We start from the raw sequence: 15,585 nt of genomic DNA, 5'->3' as shown, positions 1-15,585 counted from the left end.
CCGGCGCGGGCGCCGGCGCCACCCGCCGCGCCCGCCCCCCCGGCGGGCGCCCGCCATGCCCGCCGCACCGGGACCGGCGGCGTTTGCGCTGCCGCAGCGGTTTTCGCGGCGCCCGAAACGTCGCCGCGCCGCACCGGCCGCCGACGCTTCGACGGCCGCCGGGCATGGCGAACACGAGCAAGATCAATATTTGACGTCTAACCGTCCTGAAATGGAATGATCTTGCAGTTGCCGACAAACCGATTCATGACACGTCGAGGAGGAGAGCCGTGCTGGATGCGGTCGACGCCGTGCTCGTCCGCGAGCTCCAGCGGGATGGCAGGGCGACGTTCCAGGCGCTGGCCGATCGCGTCGGGCTTTCCCGCACGGCCGTGCGGGCACGGGTGCAGCACCTTCTCGAAACCCAGGTCGTCCGCGTCGTCGGCATCGTGCACGCCGCCGTCGTGGGCGCGGAGGCGATCGGGCACGTCTCGCTCACCGTGGACGGCTCCGCCCGGGAGGCGGCCGCGGCCGTCGCCGAGCGGCCCGCCGTCAGCTTCACCGCGCTGATCGCCGGTCCGTACGACCTGGTCGCGCAGGTGCGCACCCGCGACGACGCCGCGCTCGCGGCCGAGGTGGACGCGATCCGGTCCATCCCGGGCGTGCGCGCGGCGGAGGTGTTCCGGTCGGTGTCCACCGTGCGCGACAAGCACGCGGTGGTGCGCGAGCTCGGCGAGGTCAGCCTCGACGACATCGACTGGCGGCTGCTGCACGAGCTGCAGCGGGACGGGCGCGCCCCCTACACCCGGCTCGCGCAGGTCATCGGCCTGTCGCAGGCCGCCACCCGCGCCCGGGTGGTCAGGCTGATGCGCACCGGCGTCATCCAGGTCACCGGGCTGGCCGACCCGCTCGCCCTCGGCGCCGCCGAGCTCGGCGGGTTCGGCCTGGTGGTGACCGGCGGGCTGCGCAAGGTCGCGGAGGCGGTGGCCGCCCAGGACGGCGTCCGCTACCTGGCGACCGGGTTCGGCCGCTACGACATCGTCGGGCAGGCCGAGGCGGCCTCCCGCGCCGAGCTGGTGGCCGTGCTCGACGCCATAAGGTCCGTGCCCGGCGCGACGGTGCGGGAGTCCTGGCACCACCTGGACGTGGTGAAGGAGTCCTACGCCGTCGAGCTGCCCGAGCAGCGCCTCAACGGGTCGTCCTGACCCGACCCGAGCCCCGGCCGCGGCGAACCCGTGGCCGGGGCGCCTAGTCGCGGTCGAGCGCGACCTCCTCCAGGTCCAGCTCGTGCATGACGCGGGTGAGGACCTCGTCGTCGATGCGGCGCTCGTCCCGCAGCCGGACGAACACCTGCCGCTCGGCCGCCAGCATCTCCCGCCGCAGCCGCCGGTACGTCGCGGTCGGCACCTCCTCGCCCGCCGGGCCCGTCCCGCCGCCGAGCCGCTCCCAGGCGCGCAGCTGCCGGTGCTCGGCGAGCTGGCGGAGCCGCTCGACCACCGACTCGTCCAGGCTCTCCGCGGCGTTCAGCTCCTCCAGCCGCTCCAGCGCCGCCCGCGCCGCCGCGTGCTGCGCCCCCGCCTCCGCGACGGTGTCGGTGTAGCGCTCCCGCCCCCCGCCGATGCGCAGCAGGCGGATCAGCGCCGGGAACGTCAGGCCCTGCACGAGCAGCGTCCCGAGGACGGTCGTGAACGTCAGGAACAGGATCAGGTCGCGGCCCGGGAACGGCTCGCCGGACGCGGTGAACGGGATCGCGAACGCGGCGGCCAGCGACACGACCCCGCGCATCCCCGCCCACGACACCACCGTCAGCCCGCGCCACCCCTGGTCCTCCCGCGCCCGCTCCCGCCTGGACAGCAGCCGGGGGATCCGCGAGGCGGGGAACACCCACACGAACCGCGCCGCCACGGTCACCGCGAAGACCGCGACCGCCCACCAGGCCAGCTGCTGCCAGCTCCGCTCCGACAGGCCGTGCAGCACCGGGCGCACCTGCAGCCCGATCAGCAGGAAGACCACCGACTCCAGCAGGAAGACCATGACCTTCCAGAACGAGTGGCCGATCAGCCGGGTCACCGCCGCCGACTCGGTGGCCCGGTGCCCGAGGTACAGCCCGCTGACCACCACCGCGATCACCCCGGAGGCGTGCACCGACTCGGCGATCAGGTAGGCCGCGAACGGCGCGACGAGCGCGACGCCGTTCTCCACCAGCGGGTCGTGCAGCCGGGTCCGCAGCCAGTGCAGCGGCGGGCCGAGCAGCAGCCCGACGGCCGCGCCCGCGGCGGCGGCGAACGCGAACCGCCCGACCCCCTCGGCCAGCGTGAACCCGGCGCCCGTCGCCGCCATGAGCGCCACCCGGAACGCCGTCAGCGCCGTCGCGTCGTTGAACAGGCTCTCCCCGACCAGCACCGTCACCGTCCGGCGCGGCAGCCCGAGCCGCTGGGCGACGCTCACCGCCGCGACCGCGTCCGGCGGCGCCACGATCGCGCCGAGCACGAACGCCGCCGGCAGCGGCAGCCCGGGGACGAGCATGTGGGCCGTGTAGCCCACGGCGAACGTGGTGAACAGCACCAGCCCCACCGACAGCAGGCCGATCGACCAGGCGTTCTCGCGCATGTTGGCGAACGAGCTCTGCCAGGCCGCCGCGAACAGCAGCGGTGGCAGGAACACGAACAGGACGAACTCGGGGTTCAGCTCGAACTCGGGGATCCCCGGGACGTACGAGAAGCCCAGCCCCGCGATCACCAGGATCAGCGGCGACGGCAACCCGATGCGCCGCGCGCCCGCGGCCACCATCAGGGCCCCCACCGGTACGGCCAGCAGCCAGAGTGCGTGCGTCGTCTCCACTCGCCAGATCATGACATGGCGGGCACGTGGCGGCCGGTCCGGCCGAGCCGTCGCGGGGGACGCCGCCCCGTTCTCCCCCCGGTCAGTGCGCGTCGCGCCCGGTCTCCTTGGCGAAGGCCAGGAAGTCGCGGGCGGCGGGCGGCAGCCGGCGGTGCGCGTGCACGAGCCCGATCATGCGGGTGATCGGCGGCAGGAACGAGCGGACCGCCACGCCCTCGGTGTCCTCGATCTGGTTGCGGTACCACAGCAGGGAGCCCATCCCGGCGCGGACCCAGCCGAGCCACGCGCCCCGCTCGTCGGACTCCACCGCGGCGACCGGGGTCGCGCCGACGCGGCGCAGCACGGCGTCGATCTCGGCGCGCAGGGCGGTGCCGCGGGACGGCAGGACGAGCCGCATGCCGTCCAGCGCGGCGGGCGGCACCGGCTCGCGGACCCGCAGCGCGGGCGGCGAGACCAGCACCACCTCGCGCTGCTCGAAGGGGTGCGCGGCCATGTCGCCGGGGACGGGCAGGTCGGTGAGCGCGAGGTCGGCGCGGCCCGCGCGCAGCGCCGCCGCGACCTGGTCGCGGTCCTCGCAGCGGACCACCCGGACCCGGGCGGTGGGCTGGTGGCGGGCGAAGCGGGGGACGAGCCGCCCGGTCAGCTCCGGCTCCAGCGACGCGGTGACCGCGATGCGCAGCTCCGCGCCGCGCCCGTTCGCGCGGGCGACCGACAGCCCCTCGATCGCCTCGACGGCGTCCAGCGCGACGCGGGCCTGCCGGACGACCTGCTCGCCGACCGGGGTGAGGACGACGCCGCGGCCCGACCGGGCGAACAGCTCGACGCCGAGTTCGCGTTCCAGCTCGCGCACCGCCCGCGACAGCGCGGGCTGAGCCACGTAGAGAGCCTGGGCCGCCGACGTCATCGTGCCGTGGTCGGCGGTCGCCACGACATAGCGCAGCTGCCGCAGATTCATGTGCCGACCGTATGCCACCGAACCGCTCCGGTCCTGGACATAGCCGGAATCGGCCCGAGGATTCGGCCCCGGACCGGTCAGGGGCGCGGTCCCGGCGCCGGTCCGGGCGCCGGCCCGGGCGCCGGGCCGGCGGCGGACGCGACGGTGTCCGGCTCCGGCTGCAGCGGCGGCGCCCCGACGGCGCAGTGGCTCCGGCACTCCGGCCGGACCGCCGCCCCGGACGGGGTGCGCAGCGCGTCGCCGCGGACGGTGGCGAAGGTCAGCACGGCCCCGCCGACGAGGAGCGCGGCGGACGCCGCCATCGCCGTCCAGTACCCGCCGGAGAAGGCCGCCGCGTCCTCGAAGGCGTCGCCGGTCAGCCCGGCCAGCGGCGGGATCGCCGCGACCGCCAGCAGCCCGGCGGCCCGCGCCACCGCGTTGTTGATGCCGCTGGCCACGCCCGCGTGCCGGGCGTCGGCGGTGGCGAGGACGGTCGCGGTGAGCGGCGCGACCACCGCCGACAGGCCGAGCCCGAACACCACCACGGCGGGCAGCACCTCCCGCACGTAGGAGGCGTCCCGCCCGATCCGGCCGACGAGCAGCATCCCGCCGGCCGCCACCAGCAGGCCCGCGGTCATCGGCAGCCGCGGCCCGATCTTCTGCGCGAGCGCGCCCGCCCGCGCGGACAGCAGCAGCATCAGCACGGTCACCGGCAGCAGCGCGGCCCCGGCCGCCACCGGCGAGAACCCGCCCACCACCTGGAGGTTCAGCACGAACAGGAAGAACAGCACGCCCATCCCGCCGTACATCAGGAACGTGACGACGTTGACGGCGGAGAACTGCCGCGAGGAGAACACGCCGAGCGGCAGCATCGGCTGCGGCGCCGCACCGGTGCCCGCGCGCCCGCGCCGCACGCCCGGCAGGCGCCTTCCCTTGCCGCGCATCCGCTCGACCAGCACGAACGCGGCGGCGGCCGCCAGGCCCAGCACGGCCGCGGCGCCGATCACCGGCGGCGCGGCGTTGCCGCCGGGCGCCTCGGTGAGCGCGTACGTCGTCCCGGCCAGGGCCAGCGCCGCCAGCGCCGCGCCGAGCACGTCGAACCGCCCGCGGGCGTCCGGGTCGGCGCTCTCCGGGACGTGCCGGAGCGACACCAGCACCACCAGGGCGGCCAGCGGCACGTTCAGCAGGAACACCCACCGCCATCCGGCCGCCTCCACCAGCCAGCCGCCCGCGAACGGGCCGATCGCCGCCGCGACGCCGCCGAGGCCCGACCAGGCGCCGACCGCGCGGGGCCGGTCGTCGGGGGCGAACGACGACTGGATGATCGCCAGCGATCCCGGCGTGAGCAGCGCCCCGCCGACACCCTGCAGCGCCCGCGACACGATCAGCATCTCGATGTTCAGCGCGATCCCGCACAGCACGGACGCCGCGGCGAACCACACGACGCCGATGAGGAACACCCGGCGGCGCCCGAACCGGTCGCCGAGCGACCCGCCGAGCAGGATGAACCCGGCGAGCGTCAGCGTGTAGGCGTTGATCGTCCACTGCAGGCCGGACATGTCGGCGCCGAGGTCCCGCCCGAGGGCGGGCAGCGCCACGTTCACGACCGTGGAGTCGAGCAGCGCCACGCCCGACCCGAGCACGGTCGCGAGCAGGATCCAGCGCCCCGGCCCGCTTCGCAGCGGGACGTCCGGCATCAGACGATCAGTTCATCGACGAAGCACCAGCGCCAGTCCTCACCCGGTTCGAACGACCGGACGATCGGATGCCCCTCCTTGTGGAAATGCGCGCTGGCGTGCCGCATGGGGGAGGAGTCGCAGCAGCCCACATGCCCGCAGCCGAGGCACAGCCGCAGGTGCACCCACCGCGTCCCCTCCTCCAGGCACTCCTGGCATCCCTGCGGGGTGCCGGGTGCCGGATCGGTCGCCGGAAGGGATTGCACGTGCTCACAAATGCCCATATGTGCATGGTGCCACGCGGACGGTCAGGGGATCACCAATGGTCGGGGCTGAACGGCTCGTCCTCGGGGCGGGCCGACTCCGACAGCAGCCGCAGGTCCGACTCGACCATCATCGTCACCAGGCCCTCGAACGTGATCTCCGGCTCCCAGCCGAGCTGCTCGCGGGCCTTCTTCGGGTCGGCGCACAGCAGGTCGACCTCGGCCGGGCGGGTGTACTTGGCGTCCAGGACGACGTGGTCCTCCCAGTTCAGGCCCGCCGTGCGGAACGCGAACTCCACCAGCTCCCGCACCGACTGCGTTTGGCCCGTTCCGATGACGAAGTCCTCGGGGGAGTCCTGCGCGAGCATCAGCCGCATCGCCCGGGCGTAGTCGCCGGCGTAGCCCCAGTCGCGCCGCGCGTCCAGGTTGCCGAGGCGCAGCTCCCGGGCCAGGCCCAGCTTGATGCGCGCCGCGCCCAGCGACACCTTCCGCGTGACGAACTCGGCGCCGCGGCGCGGCGACTCGTGGTTGAACAGGATCCCGCTGACCGCGAACATCCCGTAGGACTCGCGGTAGTTCTGCGTGATGTAGTGCCCGTAGCTCTTGGCGACCCCGTACGGGCTGCGGGGGTGGAACGGGGTCCGCTCGTTCTGCGGCGTCTCCCGGACCATCCCGAACATCTCCGACGACGACGCCTGGTAGAAGCGGATCTGCTCGCGGTCCGGCGTCCGGGACGGGCTGATGCCCGACACCACGCGGATCGCCTCCAGCATCCGCAGCACGCCCATGCCGGTGACCTCGGCGGTGAGCTCGGCCTGCTGCCAGGACATGGGGACGTAGGAGATCGCGCCCAGGTTGTAGACCTCGTCGGGCTGCACCCGCTCCACCGCCGAGATCAGGCTGCCCTGATCCAGCAGGTCGCCGGTGGTGATCTGCACATCGCCGATGTGCTTGCGCAGCCGCGACACGTGCGGGTTCGCCTGCCCCCGCACCAGGCCCCAGACCTCGTATCCCAGCTCAAGCAGATGCTCGGCCAGATACGAGCCGTCCTGTCCGGTGATGCCGGTGATGAGTGCTCGCCTGGACAGCGGATCCTCCATGGCTGAAATAGGTCGATGCGGGGCCCACCGCGGGTGAACCCGGGGTGAGCGTGAAATATGAGATTACCGACCACGACGCGGCGATGACGAGGGAGGGCTCCGTTTGAACCGAATTCACTTCTGGTTCGCCCGCCGCGGCGCCGCTGTGCCACGGTGAGAGCCATCATGAGCTCTCCGGACGCGCCGCCGCTGCGGCTGAACGGCCGCGACATCGGCCCACGCGCGATCATGGCGGTGGTGAACCGCACGCCCGACTCCTTCTACGACAGGGGCGCCACCTTCGGCTTCGGCGCCGCCCTGGAGGCCGTCGACCGGGCCGTCGCGGCCGGCGCCGACATCGTCGACATCGGCGGGGTGAAGGCGGGCCCCGGCGAGGAGGTCGGCGTCGCCGAGGAGCTGCGCCGGGTGGTGGACCTCGTCGCCGCCGTCCGCGAGCGGCACCCCCGCGTCGTGATCAGCGTCGACACCTGGCGCGCCGAGGTGGGCGAGGCGGTCGCCGCCGCCGGCGCCGACCTGCTGAACGACACCTGGGGCGGGCCCGACCCGCGCCTGGCCGAGGTCGCCGCCGCGCACGGCATCGGGCTGGTCTGCGCGCACGCCGGGCCCCTCGACCCGCGCACCCGGCCGCACCGGATCGGCTACGGCGACGTCGTCGCGGACGTCGTCGCCCACATCACCGGCGAGGCCGAGCGGGCCGCCGCGCTCGGGGTGCGGCGCGAGGCGATCCTCATCGACCCCGCCCACGACTTCGGCAAGAACACCCGCCAGTCGCTGGAGATCACCCGCCGGCTCGGCGAGCTGACCGCCACCGGATGGCCGGTACTGGTCGCGGTGTCCAACAAGGACTTCATCGGCGAGGCGCTCGGCCGCCCCGTCGACAAGCGCGGCGTCGGCACCATGGCCGTGCTCGGCGTGTCCGCGCTGCTCGGCGCCCGCGTCTTCCGCGTCCACGACGCGGCCGCCGCCCGCCGCGCCCTGGACGCGGTCGCCGCCGTGGCTGACCCGTGACGGGCGGGGGCGCCGCCTCCTAGTGGGCGGCCTCGCGCTGGCGGGCGCGGTAGGCGGCGACGTGCATGCGGTTGCCGCAGGTGCGGCTGTCGCAGTAGCGGCGGCAGCGGTTGCGGGACAGGTCGACCAGGACGCGCGCGCAGTCCGGCGCCTCGCAGGTGCGCAGCCGGTCCAGCTCGCCCGCAGCGACCACGTAGGCCAGCGCCATCCCGCAGTCGGCGGCCAGGTGCTCCCCGAGCGGCGCGCCCGGCGCGAAGAAGTGCACGTGCCAGTCGTAGCCGTCGTGGTCGGTCAGGTGCGGGGTGGTGCGGACCTCGCCGACGATCGCGTTGATCCGGCGGACGGCGGACGGCACGTCGCCGGCCCGGAACACCTCGTGGAACCGGGCCCGCAGGTCCAGCACCCGGAGCAGGTCGGCCTCGGTGAGCGCGCCGACGTCGCTGAAGGCGTTGCGGTCGACGAACGCGCGCAGGCCGTCCAGCCCGCCGAGCTCCTCGGCGCCGGACGTGGCCGCGCCGGTGTTGATCAGGTCGACGACGACGGCGAGGGCGTGCTCGGTGTCATGAGTGAAGATCACGATGACTCCAGTCTCGGGGGACCGGGGCGGTCGTGCTCCCGGCTCCGTCGCCGGGGCCGGAACGCGGCCCGTGGCCCCCACCCTATGACGAGGGCGCCGCCCGCCGGGGCACGCCCCGGCGGGACGCGTCGGCGCGTCCGGTGGCCCGATCCGGCCGGAACGTTCCACCGGAGGCCGCGCCCCCGGCGCCCCCGCCGCCGTGCGGAGTCAGCGCTCGTAGTGCGGGTCGGCGACGACCGGGTAGTAGGCGTCGGTGTGCTGGACGCGCATCGTGACGGCCGTCCCGTCCAGCGTGTAGTCGGCTTTGACCTGGCGGAACATCGAGTCGCTCGCCCAGGGGTTGTAGAGCCGGCCCACGGTGGCGCCGTAGCGCAGGTGGACGACGTCGTAGCCGCCGGACGGCATCGACTCCAGCACCAGGCCGTCGGCGAGCGACACGGTGAACCGGAACTCCGAGGGGGCGTCCGGGCCGTGGATCACCGTGAGCAGCCGCACCCCGCCGGCCGTCGTCTGCGCGACGATGTCGGTGTCGACGTCCACGCCGACGAACACCCGCAGGCTGGGGCGCAGCACCTGCGCGACCGTGTCGGCGGCGGTGAAGTCGATGCCGAGGTGGATGCGCTGCCCGTCCCTGGTCGGCACCCACACCCCGTCACGGGCCCGCTGGCCCCACGCGACGTCGGGGTTCTCCATCTCCTGCGGCTCGTTCTTGCCCCGCGCGACCAGAATCCTGGAGGCGGCGCTCATCGCCGCGGCAGCCCCGTCCCGTGCATGCCTCATGACGGGCCCCCTCGCCTTCTTTCATCACTCGCGTGACTTCGCGCTCGTCCTGGCTTCGGCACGGGCGGGACGGACCGGGCGCGCATGGCCCTGCCGCTGGTCGTTTGGTGACGTTCGCCCCGTGCGTCGTTGGACCTTACACCACGCTTATCAGCGCCGGTCGGACCGGGCGGAGAACCTCCCCGCGGCCGATCCCGGCCGCTTCCGGGCGAGGTCACGTAGCGCGCCCGGCCCTTCACGCAGCGGGCCGCGGACCGCCCTCCGCAAGGGCGGCCCGCGGCGTCCGCGGACGGGACCGCGGGACGGTTACGCGAGGGCCGGTTCACTCGCGGTGACGCTCACGGCCAGGTCCGCGAGGGCCTCGCTCAGCCGGTCCAGGGCGTCGGCGATCCACGGCAGCGCCGCGGGCGCCGGGGAGGCCAGGGCGGCGCGGCGCTGCTCGTCGTCCTCCCCGTAGAGCAGGCTCGGCGCCACCCGCATGCGCAGCGCCGACGGCACGTCCCCGAACGAGCTGCCGGGCAGGACGCCGATCCCGTACCGCTCCAGCAGCAGGCCGGTGAGGTCGGCGGCCGTGCGGACGCCGTGGTGCTCGTGCAGCACGTCCCGCAGCGGCCCGAAGTCGGGGTAGACGTAGAAGGCCGCCTCCGGCCGCCGGACCCGCGCGCCCGCGGCGGCGAACCGGTCGGCGACCGCGCCGGTGACCGCGGCGTGCAGCCGCCGGCTGCGGTCGACGTGCTCGACCAGCTCCGGCGGCTCGGCGAAGGCGTAGGCGGCGGCGTGCTGCATCGGCGCGGGGGCGCTCGACCAGATCTCGCTCGCCACCCCGAGCAGGCTGTCGCGCAGCGCGCGGCCGAACGGCCCGTCCGGCAGCCGCGCGACGCCGAGCCGCCAGCCGCCCGCGGCGAGGCTCTTGCTCAGCGCGGTCGTCACCACGGTCCGCTCCGGCGCGTACCGGGCCGGGCTCGGCACCGTCCGGCCCGGCTCGTGCACCAGGTCCCGGTAGATCTCGTCGGAGATGATCACCAGGTCGTGCTCGCGCGCGACCGCGCACAGCCTCCGGACCGTCTCCTCCGACGCCAGCGTCCCCGTCGGGTTGTCGGGCAGCGTCACCACGACCGTCCGGACGACGCGGCCCCGGGCGCGGGCCCGCACCACGGCGTCGGCCAGCAGCGCCGGGCTCGGCACGCCGCCCTCGCCCGGCGGGGTCGCCACCCGGATCGGCACCGCGCCCGCCAGCGACGCCTGCGCCGCGTAGCTCACCCAGCTCGGCGCCGCCACCACGACGTCGCCGCCGAGGGAGGTCATCAGCGCGAACAGCAGCGGCTTGCTGCCGGGCCCGGCCACCACCGCGGACGGGTCGGTGGGCAGCCCGCGCCGCGCCCAGTAGCCGGCGGTGGCGGCGCGCAGCGCGGCCGATCCGGCGACCGGGCCGTAGGCGCCGCGGCCGGCGGCCGACTCCAGTTCGCGGGTCAGCGCGGGATGGATCGGGATCCCGGCCTCCCCGAAGCCGAGGGGCAGCACGCGCTCGCCCTCCCGGCGCTTGCGGGCGATCGCCTCGTTGACCGCGAGGGTCGCCGACAGGGGAACCGGGCGCGGCGCGAACGACAGCGGCCGGACGGATGCGGACTCATTCTGGGCAGGCATCAATGCTCCAAAGGGCATGGCGAGATAACGGTGGGTGACCGTCGAATCCCCGTGTGCGACCCGGCCGGGTTCGCTTCACTCTTGCCCGCTGCAAGCATCATTACAAGCGAGTCTCATCGATGGTTACCGTAAGATGTTCTGATGCTCGAACTGCGCCGGCTGCGGTTGCTCGCCGAATTCGCCCGCCGCGGCAGCATCGCGGCGACCGCGGCCGCCCTCGGCTACACCCCGTCGGCGGTCTCCCAGCAGCTCGCCGCGCTGGAACGCGAGGCCCACGTCCCGCTGCTGGACCGCACCGCCCGCAGCGCGGAGCTGACCGACGCCGGGCGCCGCCTCGCCGAGCGCGCCGAGGAGATCCTCGGCCTGGTCGAGACGGCGGAGGCGGAGCTGTCGGCGCAGGCCGACGCGCCCTCGGGGCGGGTCGTGGTGACCGCGTTCCCGACCGCCGCCGTCGCCTTCGCCCCCGCGCTGGCGCGCAGCCTGGGCGAGCACCCCGGGCTCACGTTCGTGCTGCGGCAGACCGCGCCCGGCACCGGGATCCGCCAGGTGCAGAGCGGCGAGGTCGACATCGCGCTGATCGACGACTGGACGGGCAAGGTCCCCGACCAGGCGCCCGCCGCGCTGGAGTTCTTCCACCTGCGCCGCGACCCGCTCGTCCTGGTCGTGCCCGAGTCGCATCCGATGTCGGACCCGGACCGGCCGGTCGACCTGGAGCGGCTCCGGGACGAGCCGTGGATGGCCGCGCCGCCCGGCGAGCCGTCCCGGCAGGCCGTCGAGCGGCTGCTGGACACCGTCGGCGGCGCCCGCCCCGTGCCGTGGGAGTTCGAGGGGCTGCACACGATCCTCAGCCTGGTGGCGCGCGGCATCGGCATCACCGCGGTGCCCGCGCTGGCGCTCGCCGCCGGCGACCGGGGCGTGGCGGTCCGGCGGATCCCCGAGTGCACGCTCGCCCGCGAGGTGTACGCCGTCACCCGCTCCGCGAGCGTCCGCAGGCCGTCGGTGGCGGTGACGCTGCGCGCCATCTACGCCGCCGCGCGGGACGCCCAGCCCGTCCCGCCGGGGGACTGACGGCACGGCGCGGAGCGGGTCCCCGCCGCCGCGGTTCAAGGGTCTGCGGGGCGTTCGCCAAATGAGGACCGGCCCCGGATAAGGCCCGGGGCGAGGGGCACCTAGAGTCGGAAGGAACGCCGGAGGCAGTGGTTCGATCGTGGCCGCATCCGGCCGCGGCCCGCACCCGGCGGCCCCCGGAACCGAACTAACGAGGGAACCGGCCGCGCAGAGCGAATCAGTCGAAAACGGACGGACGCCTGCGGATCATCACGTACGGTGGGGCGAATCGTGAGCACATCCGAGTTCATGCACACCGATCGGGGAGCACAGTACTCGATGGAACGAACGACGGCGATCGCGCCCGAGGCGCAGGGCGGCCTCAGCCGGGCGCCCGAAGAGAAGGACGGCCAGGGCCTGGCCGGCGGGCACCACGTGTTCGAGCTGCCGCGGGTGACCGCGCTGCTCCTGCACGCGCTCCCGCGCTTCGTGGAGGGCGTGATCGCCCCGGTGGCGGTGTTCTACACCGCGCTGGTGCTCCTCGGCTTGAACGGCGCGCTGGTCGCCGCCGTCGCCTGGGTCTACGGCGGCATCATCTACCGGTACGCGAGCAAGCGGCCGGTGTCGGGGCTGCTGCTGCTGGCGGCGGTCGGGGTGACCGTCCGCGCGGGCCTGGCGGCGGCCACCCACAGCGCGGTCATCTACTTCCTGCAGCCGACGCTCGGCACGCTGTGCGTGAGCCTGGCGTTCCTCGCCTCGGTGCCGCTCGGCAAGCCGCTGGCCATGAAGCTGGCCAAGGACATGGCGCCGATCCCCGACGCCTTCTACAAGCACGACCGGGTGCACCGGTTCTTCCTGAAGATCTCGCTGCTGTGGTCGGGGGTGCTGCTGGCCAACGTCGGCGTCAGCCTCTGGATGCTCTTCAACGAGTCGATCGGCATGTACCTGTGGTTCCGCACCGGCATCGTCGCCGGGCTGGGCGGGATCGGCATCGCCGTCTCGGTCTGGGGGTTCAAGCGCGTCGTGCGCCACATCAACCGCGAGCCCGCCGCCGGGACGGCGGTCTGAGCAGCGGGTCCCCGCCGGACGCCCCGAACTTCCCCGAGGTTCGGGGCGTCTCCATGTGTAGGTAGATTCACCGTACACGGGGTGAATTCGACGGGTTTGGGGGATTTGTGGCGATCAAGGGTCGTGCGGGGATCGTGCTGGCCGGCGGTACGGGCGCGGTGGCGATGCTCGTGACCGGCTGCGGCGCCGGCGGCGAGGGCAAGCTGGCCTCGGGCGGGTCGGACACCGAGGTGACGATCACCCCCGCGGACGGGACCGCCCAGGTCAAGCCGGACGGCACCATCGAGGTGAAGACCTCGGACGGCAGGCTGCAGAACGTGACCGTCCAGGGCGAGGGCGCCACCATCACCGGGGCGTTCGGCGACGGCCACCGGACGTGGCGCTCCACCCGCACGCTGACGCCCGGGACGTCCTACACCGTCACCGCGCAGGCCCGCGACGACGGCAAGGTCCGGACGGTGACCAGCGCGTTCACCACGCTCAAGCCGGCCAAGACGCTGTCGATCGTCGACGTGACCCCGAACGTGAAGGGGGAGAAGGTCGGCGTCGGCATGCCGATCTTCGTCAGGTTCGACCGCCCGGTCACCGACAAGGCCGCCGTGGAGCGGACGCTGCGCGTCACCCCCGAGAAGCCCGTCGAGGGCGCCTGGCGGTGGGTCGCGCCGGACCAGGCCGTCTACCGGACGAAGACGTACTGGCAGCCGCACCAGACCGTCCGCTTCCACGCCTCCCTGGCGGGGGTGAACGCGGGCGGCGGCGTGTACGGGGCCAAGGACGCCCAGGCGGCGATCAGCATCGGCGCCGCGCAGGTCACGACCGGCGACCTCGGCGAGCACAGGATGACCGTCACGCGGGACGGCGAGAAGCTGCGGACGATCCCGTTCAGCGCCGGCAACGGGCAGACCCGGGAGTACACCACCACCAGCGGCGTCCACCTGCTGATGGAGAAGGGCAACCCCGTCACGATGGTCTCGCCGGGCCGCAAGGAGGGCGACCCCGGCTACTACAAGACGGTCGTCAACTACGCGGTCCGCTTCTCCAACAGCGGCGAGTACGTCCACTCGGCGCCGTGGTCGGTCGGCTCGCAGGGATCGGCGAACGTCAGCCACGGCTGCATCAACGTCAGCCCGTCCAACGCGAAGTGGTTCTACGACACCATGCAGCGCGGCGACGTCATCAAGCTGACCGGGTCCGACCGCGAGGTCGAGTGGGACAACGGCTGGAGCTTCTGGCAGATGTCCTTCGCCAAGTGGAGCCAGGGCAGCGCCCTCCGCTAGGCGGCCCGCGGGCGGCGCCGAGCCCGCGGCGCCGCCCGTGCAACGCTTTGATCTCGGACCCCGGCCAAAACCCCGGGTCATGGCATGATCGACGGATTTTGTCGCTAATGTCTCTGGGATAGACGGCGGGGTTTCGGGAGGTCGTGGTGCAGCGGAGGGTTTCCGCAGGGGTCCGGGCTGGCGCGGGGATGGCGGGGGTCGTGCTCCTCCTCACGACCGCCTGCAGCGGGGGCGGCGAGAAGGACTCCGGCGTGACCGTCGGGGAGAAGGCCGACGCGGGCGTCCCGGAGGTGACGATCAACCCGGGTAACGGCAACACCAAGGCCGCGCCCGAGGACGGCGTCGTCGTCACGGCCGCGGGCGGCACGCTCGAGCAGGTCACCGTGCTCCTCAAGGGCAAGCCGGTGGCCGGCGAGATGGCCGCCGACAAGACGAAGTGGAAGTCGCGCACGCTGCGTCCGGGCGCCAAGTACCAGGTCACCGCGGTCGCCAAGAGCCCCGAGGGCAAGTCGACCACGGTCAACGCCGCGTTCGCGACGCTGAAGGCCGCGAGCCGGCTGGAGATCGCCGACGTCACGCCGAGCAGCAACGAGAAGGTCGGCGTCGGCATGCCGATCCAGGTGGTGTTCAACCGCGCGGTCGCCGACAAGAAGGCCGTGGAGCAGGCGCTGGAGGTCAAGTCCACCAAGCCCAACGTCGGGGCGTGGTACTGGATGAACGACACCACGGTCGTCTTCCGCACGAAGAACGGCCAGTACTGGCAGCCCAACCAGAAGGTCATGCTGCGGGCGAAGCTGGCCGGGGTGAAGTCGGGCAAGCGGACGTACGGCATGGCCGACTTCAAGCGCACGTTCCGCATCGGCGACTCGCACATCACCCACATCAGCACCAAGAGCAAGAAGGCCGTCGTCAAGAAGAACGGCAAGACGGTCCGCAGCTGGCCCATCAGCGCGGGCCGCGGTGGGCGCGTGGTCAACGGCGTCGACACCTTCCTCACCACCAGCGGCATCCACCTGACCATGGGCAAGGAGAATCCGGCGATCATGACGTCGGAGTGGATGGGCGTCGATCCGAAGGACAAGGCGAACGGCGGCTACAAGGAGGTCATCCCGTTCGCGGTGCGGATCTCCAACAGCGGCGAGTACGTCCACTCGATGGCCTCGACCATCTGGGCGCAGGGCCGCCAGAACGTCAGCCACGGCTGCGTCAACTCCCCGCCCAAGGACGCCCAGTGGTTCTACAACTTCTCCTACCGCGGCGACCCGGTGGTCATCACCGGCAGCAAGCGCGGCCTGGACTGGAACAACGGGTGGAGCTACTACGAGATGTCGTGGAAGCGGTGGGTCAAGGGCAGCGCCCTCGACCGCACCGTCTCCACCGCGTGACGCCCG

14 protein-coding genes are annotated in these 15,585 nt (G+C 73.6%); 6 read left to right on the top strand and 8 right to left on the bottom strand.

Going from position 1 to position 15,585, the window contains the following annotated elements:
* Window positions 1-269 precede the first annotated feature (269 nt).
* Window positions 270-1,184, top strand: coding sequence for an AsnC family transcriptional regulator (locus ABFX46_RS21755; protein ID WP_163053474.1), 915 nt, complete (start codon window positions 270-272; stop codon window positions 1,182-1,184).
* A gap of 43 nt (window positions 1,185-1,227) precedes the next feature.
* Here ABFX46_RS21755 and ABFX46_RS21750 read toward each other — a convergent pair whose 3' ends face one another.
* From ABFX46_RS21750 to ABFX46_RS21730, 5 genes are all read right to left on the bottom strand, one after another.
* Window positions 1,228-2,820, bottom strand: a complete 1,593-nt coding sequence (locus ABFX46_RS21750; protein ID WP_346044640.1) for a Na+/H+ antiporter — start codon at window positions 2,818-2,820, stop codon at window positions 1,228-1,230.
* 82 nt (window positions 2,821-2,902) lie between these two features.
* On the bottom strand, window positions 2,903-3,775 hold the full coding sequence (locus tag ABFX46_RS21745; RefSeq protein ID WP_346044639.1) for a LysR family transcriptional regulator: 873 nt from the start codon (window positions 3,773-3,775) through the stop codon (window positions 2,903-2,905).
* 77 nt (window positions 3,776-3,852) lie between these two features.
* The gene (locus tag ABFX46_RS21740; protein WP_346044637.1) at window positions 3,853-5,451 is read right to left on the bottom strand and encodes an MFS transporter; all 1,599 of its coding nucleotides are present in this window, start codon (window positions 5,449-5,451) and stop codon (window positions 3,853-3,855) included.
* Window positions 5,451-5,714, bottom strand: a complete 264-nt coding sequence (locus tag ABFX46_RS21735) for a ubiquitin carboxyl-terminal hydrolase 14 (protein ID WP_346044636.1) — start codon at window positions 5,712-5,714, stop codon at window positions 5,451-5,453. Before ABFX46_RS21735 ends, ABFX46_RS21740 begins: the two co-directional genes overlap by 1 nt.
* 32 nt (window positions 5,715-5,746) lie before the next feature.
* Window positions 5,747-6,781 carry a GDP-mannose 4,6-dehydratase gene (locus ABFX46_RS21730; protein WP_346044652.1) on the bottom strand — a complete coding sequence of 345 codons (1,035 nt, stop codon included), beginning with the start codon at window positions 6,779-6,781 and terminating at the stop codon, window positions 5,747-5,749.
* Between the two features lie 177 nt (window positions 6,782-6,958).
* Here ABFX46_RS21730 and folP point away from each other — a divergent pair, with 177 nt between their 5' ends.
* The gene (gene folP, locus ABFX46_RS21725) at window positions 6,959-7,801 is read left to right on the top strand and encodes a dihydropteroate synthase (RefSeq protein ID WP_346044635.1); all 843 of its coding nucleotides are present in this window, start codon (window positions 6,959-6,961) and stop codon (window positions 7,799-7,801) included.
* A gap of 19 nt (window positions 7,802-7,820) precedes the next feature.
* Here folP and ABFX46_RS21720 read toward each other — a convergent pair whose 3' ends face one another.
* The 3 genes from ABFX46_RS21720 to ABFX46_RS21710 all read right to left on the bottom strand — a co-directional run bounded on the left by ABFX46_RS21720 (window position 7,821) and on the right by ABFX46_RS21710 (window position 10,802).
* Window positions 7,821-8,378 (bottom strand): CGNR zinc finger domain-containing protein, encoded by a 558-nt coding sequence (locus ABFX46_RS21720; RefSeq protein ID WP_163064263.1) that lies wholly within the window; start codon window positions 8,376-8,378, stop codon window positions 7,821-7,823.
* A gap of 207 nt (window positions 8,379-8,585) precedes the next feature.
* Window positions 8,586-9,158 (bottom strand): hypothetical protein, encoded by a 573-nt coding sequence (locus ABFX46_RS21715; protein WP_131943002.1) that lies wholly within the window; start codon window positions 9,156-9,158, stop codon window positions 8,586-8,588.
* 306 nt (window positions 9,159-9,464) lie between these two features.
* Entirely contained in the window at window positions 9,465-10,802 is a 1,338-nt protein-coding gene (locus tag ABFX46_RS21710) for a pyridoxal phosphate-dependent aminotransferase (RefSeq protein ID WP_346044633.1), read from the bottom strand.
* 141 nt (window positions 10,803-10,943) lie between these two features.
* Here ABFX46_RS21710 and ABFX46_RS21705 point away from each other — a divergent pair, with 141 nt between their 5' ends.
* The 4 genes from ABFX46_RS21705 (at window position 10,944) to ABFX46_RS21690 (ending at window position 15,579) form a co-directional block, all read left to right on the top strand.
* Entirely contained in the window at window positions 10,944-11,870 is a 927-nt protein-coding gene (locus ABFX46_RS21705) for a LysR family transcriptional regulator (protein WP_346044631.1), read from the top strand.
* A 318-nt stretch (window positions 11,871-12,188) separates the two neighbouring features.
* On the top strand, window positions 12,189-12,917 hold the full coding sequence (locus ABFX46_RS21700; protein WP_346044630.1) for a VC0807 family protein: 729 nt from the start codon (window positions 12,189-12,191) through the stop codon (window positions 12,915-12,917).
* A gap of 107 nt (window positions 12,918-13,024) precedes the next feature.
* A complete protein-coding gene (locus tag ABFX46_RS21695; protein WP_346044629.1) occupies window positions 13,025-14,194 on the top strand; it encodes a L,D-transpeptidase in 1,170 nt (389 codons plus the stop codon).
* A gap of 200 nt (window positions 14,195-14,394) precedes the next feature.
* Window positions 14,395-15,579, top strand: a complete 1,185-nt coding sequence (locus tag ABFX46_RS21690) for a L,D-transpeptidase (protein ID WP_346044627.1) — start codon at window positions 14,395-14,397, stop codon at window positions 15,577-15,579.
* The last annotated feature ends 6 nt before the right edge of the window (window positions 15,580-15,585 follow it).

This window comes from Actinomadura chokoriensis (genome assembly GCF_039529475.1).
Taxonomy (GTDB): Bacteria; Actinomycetota; Actinomycetes; order Streptosporangiales; family Streptosporangiaceae; genus Spirillospora; species Spirillospora bangladeshensis.
This window is presented reverse-complemented; position numbering and strand designations above follow the sequence as displayed.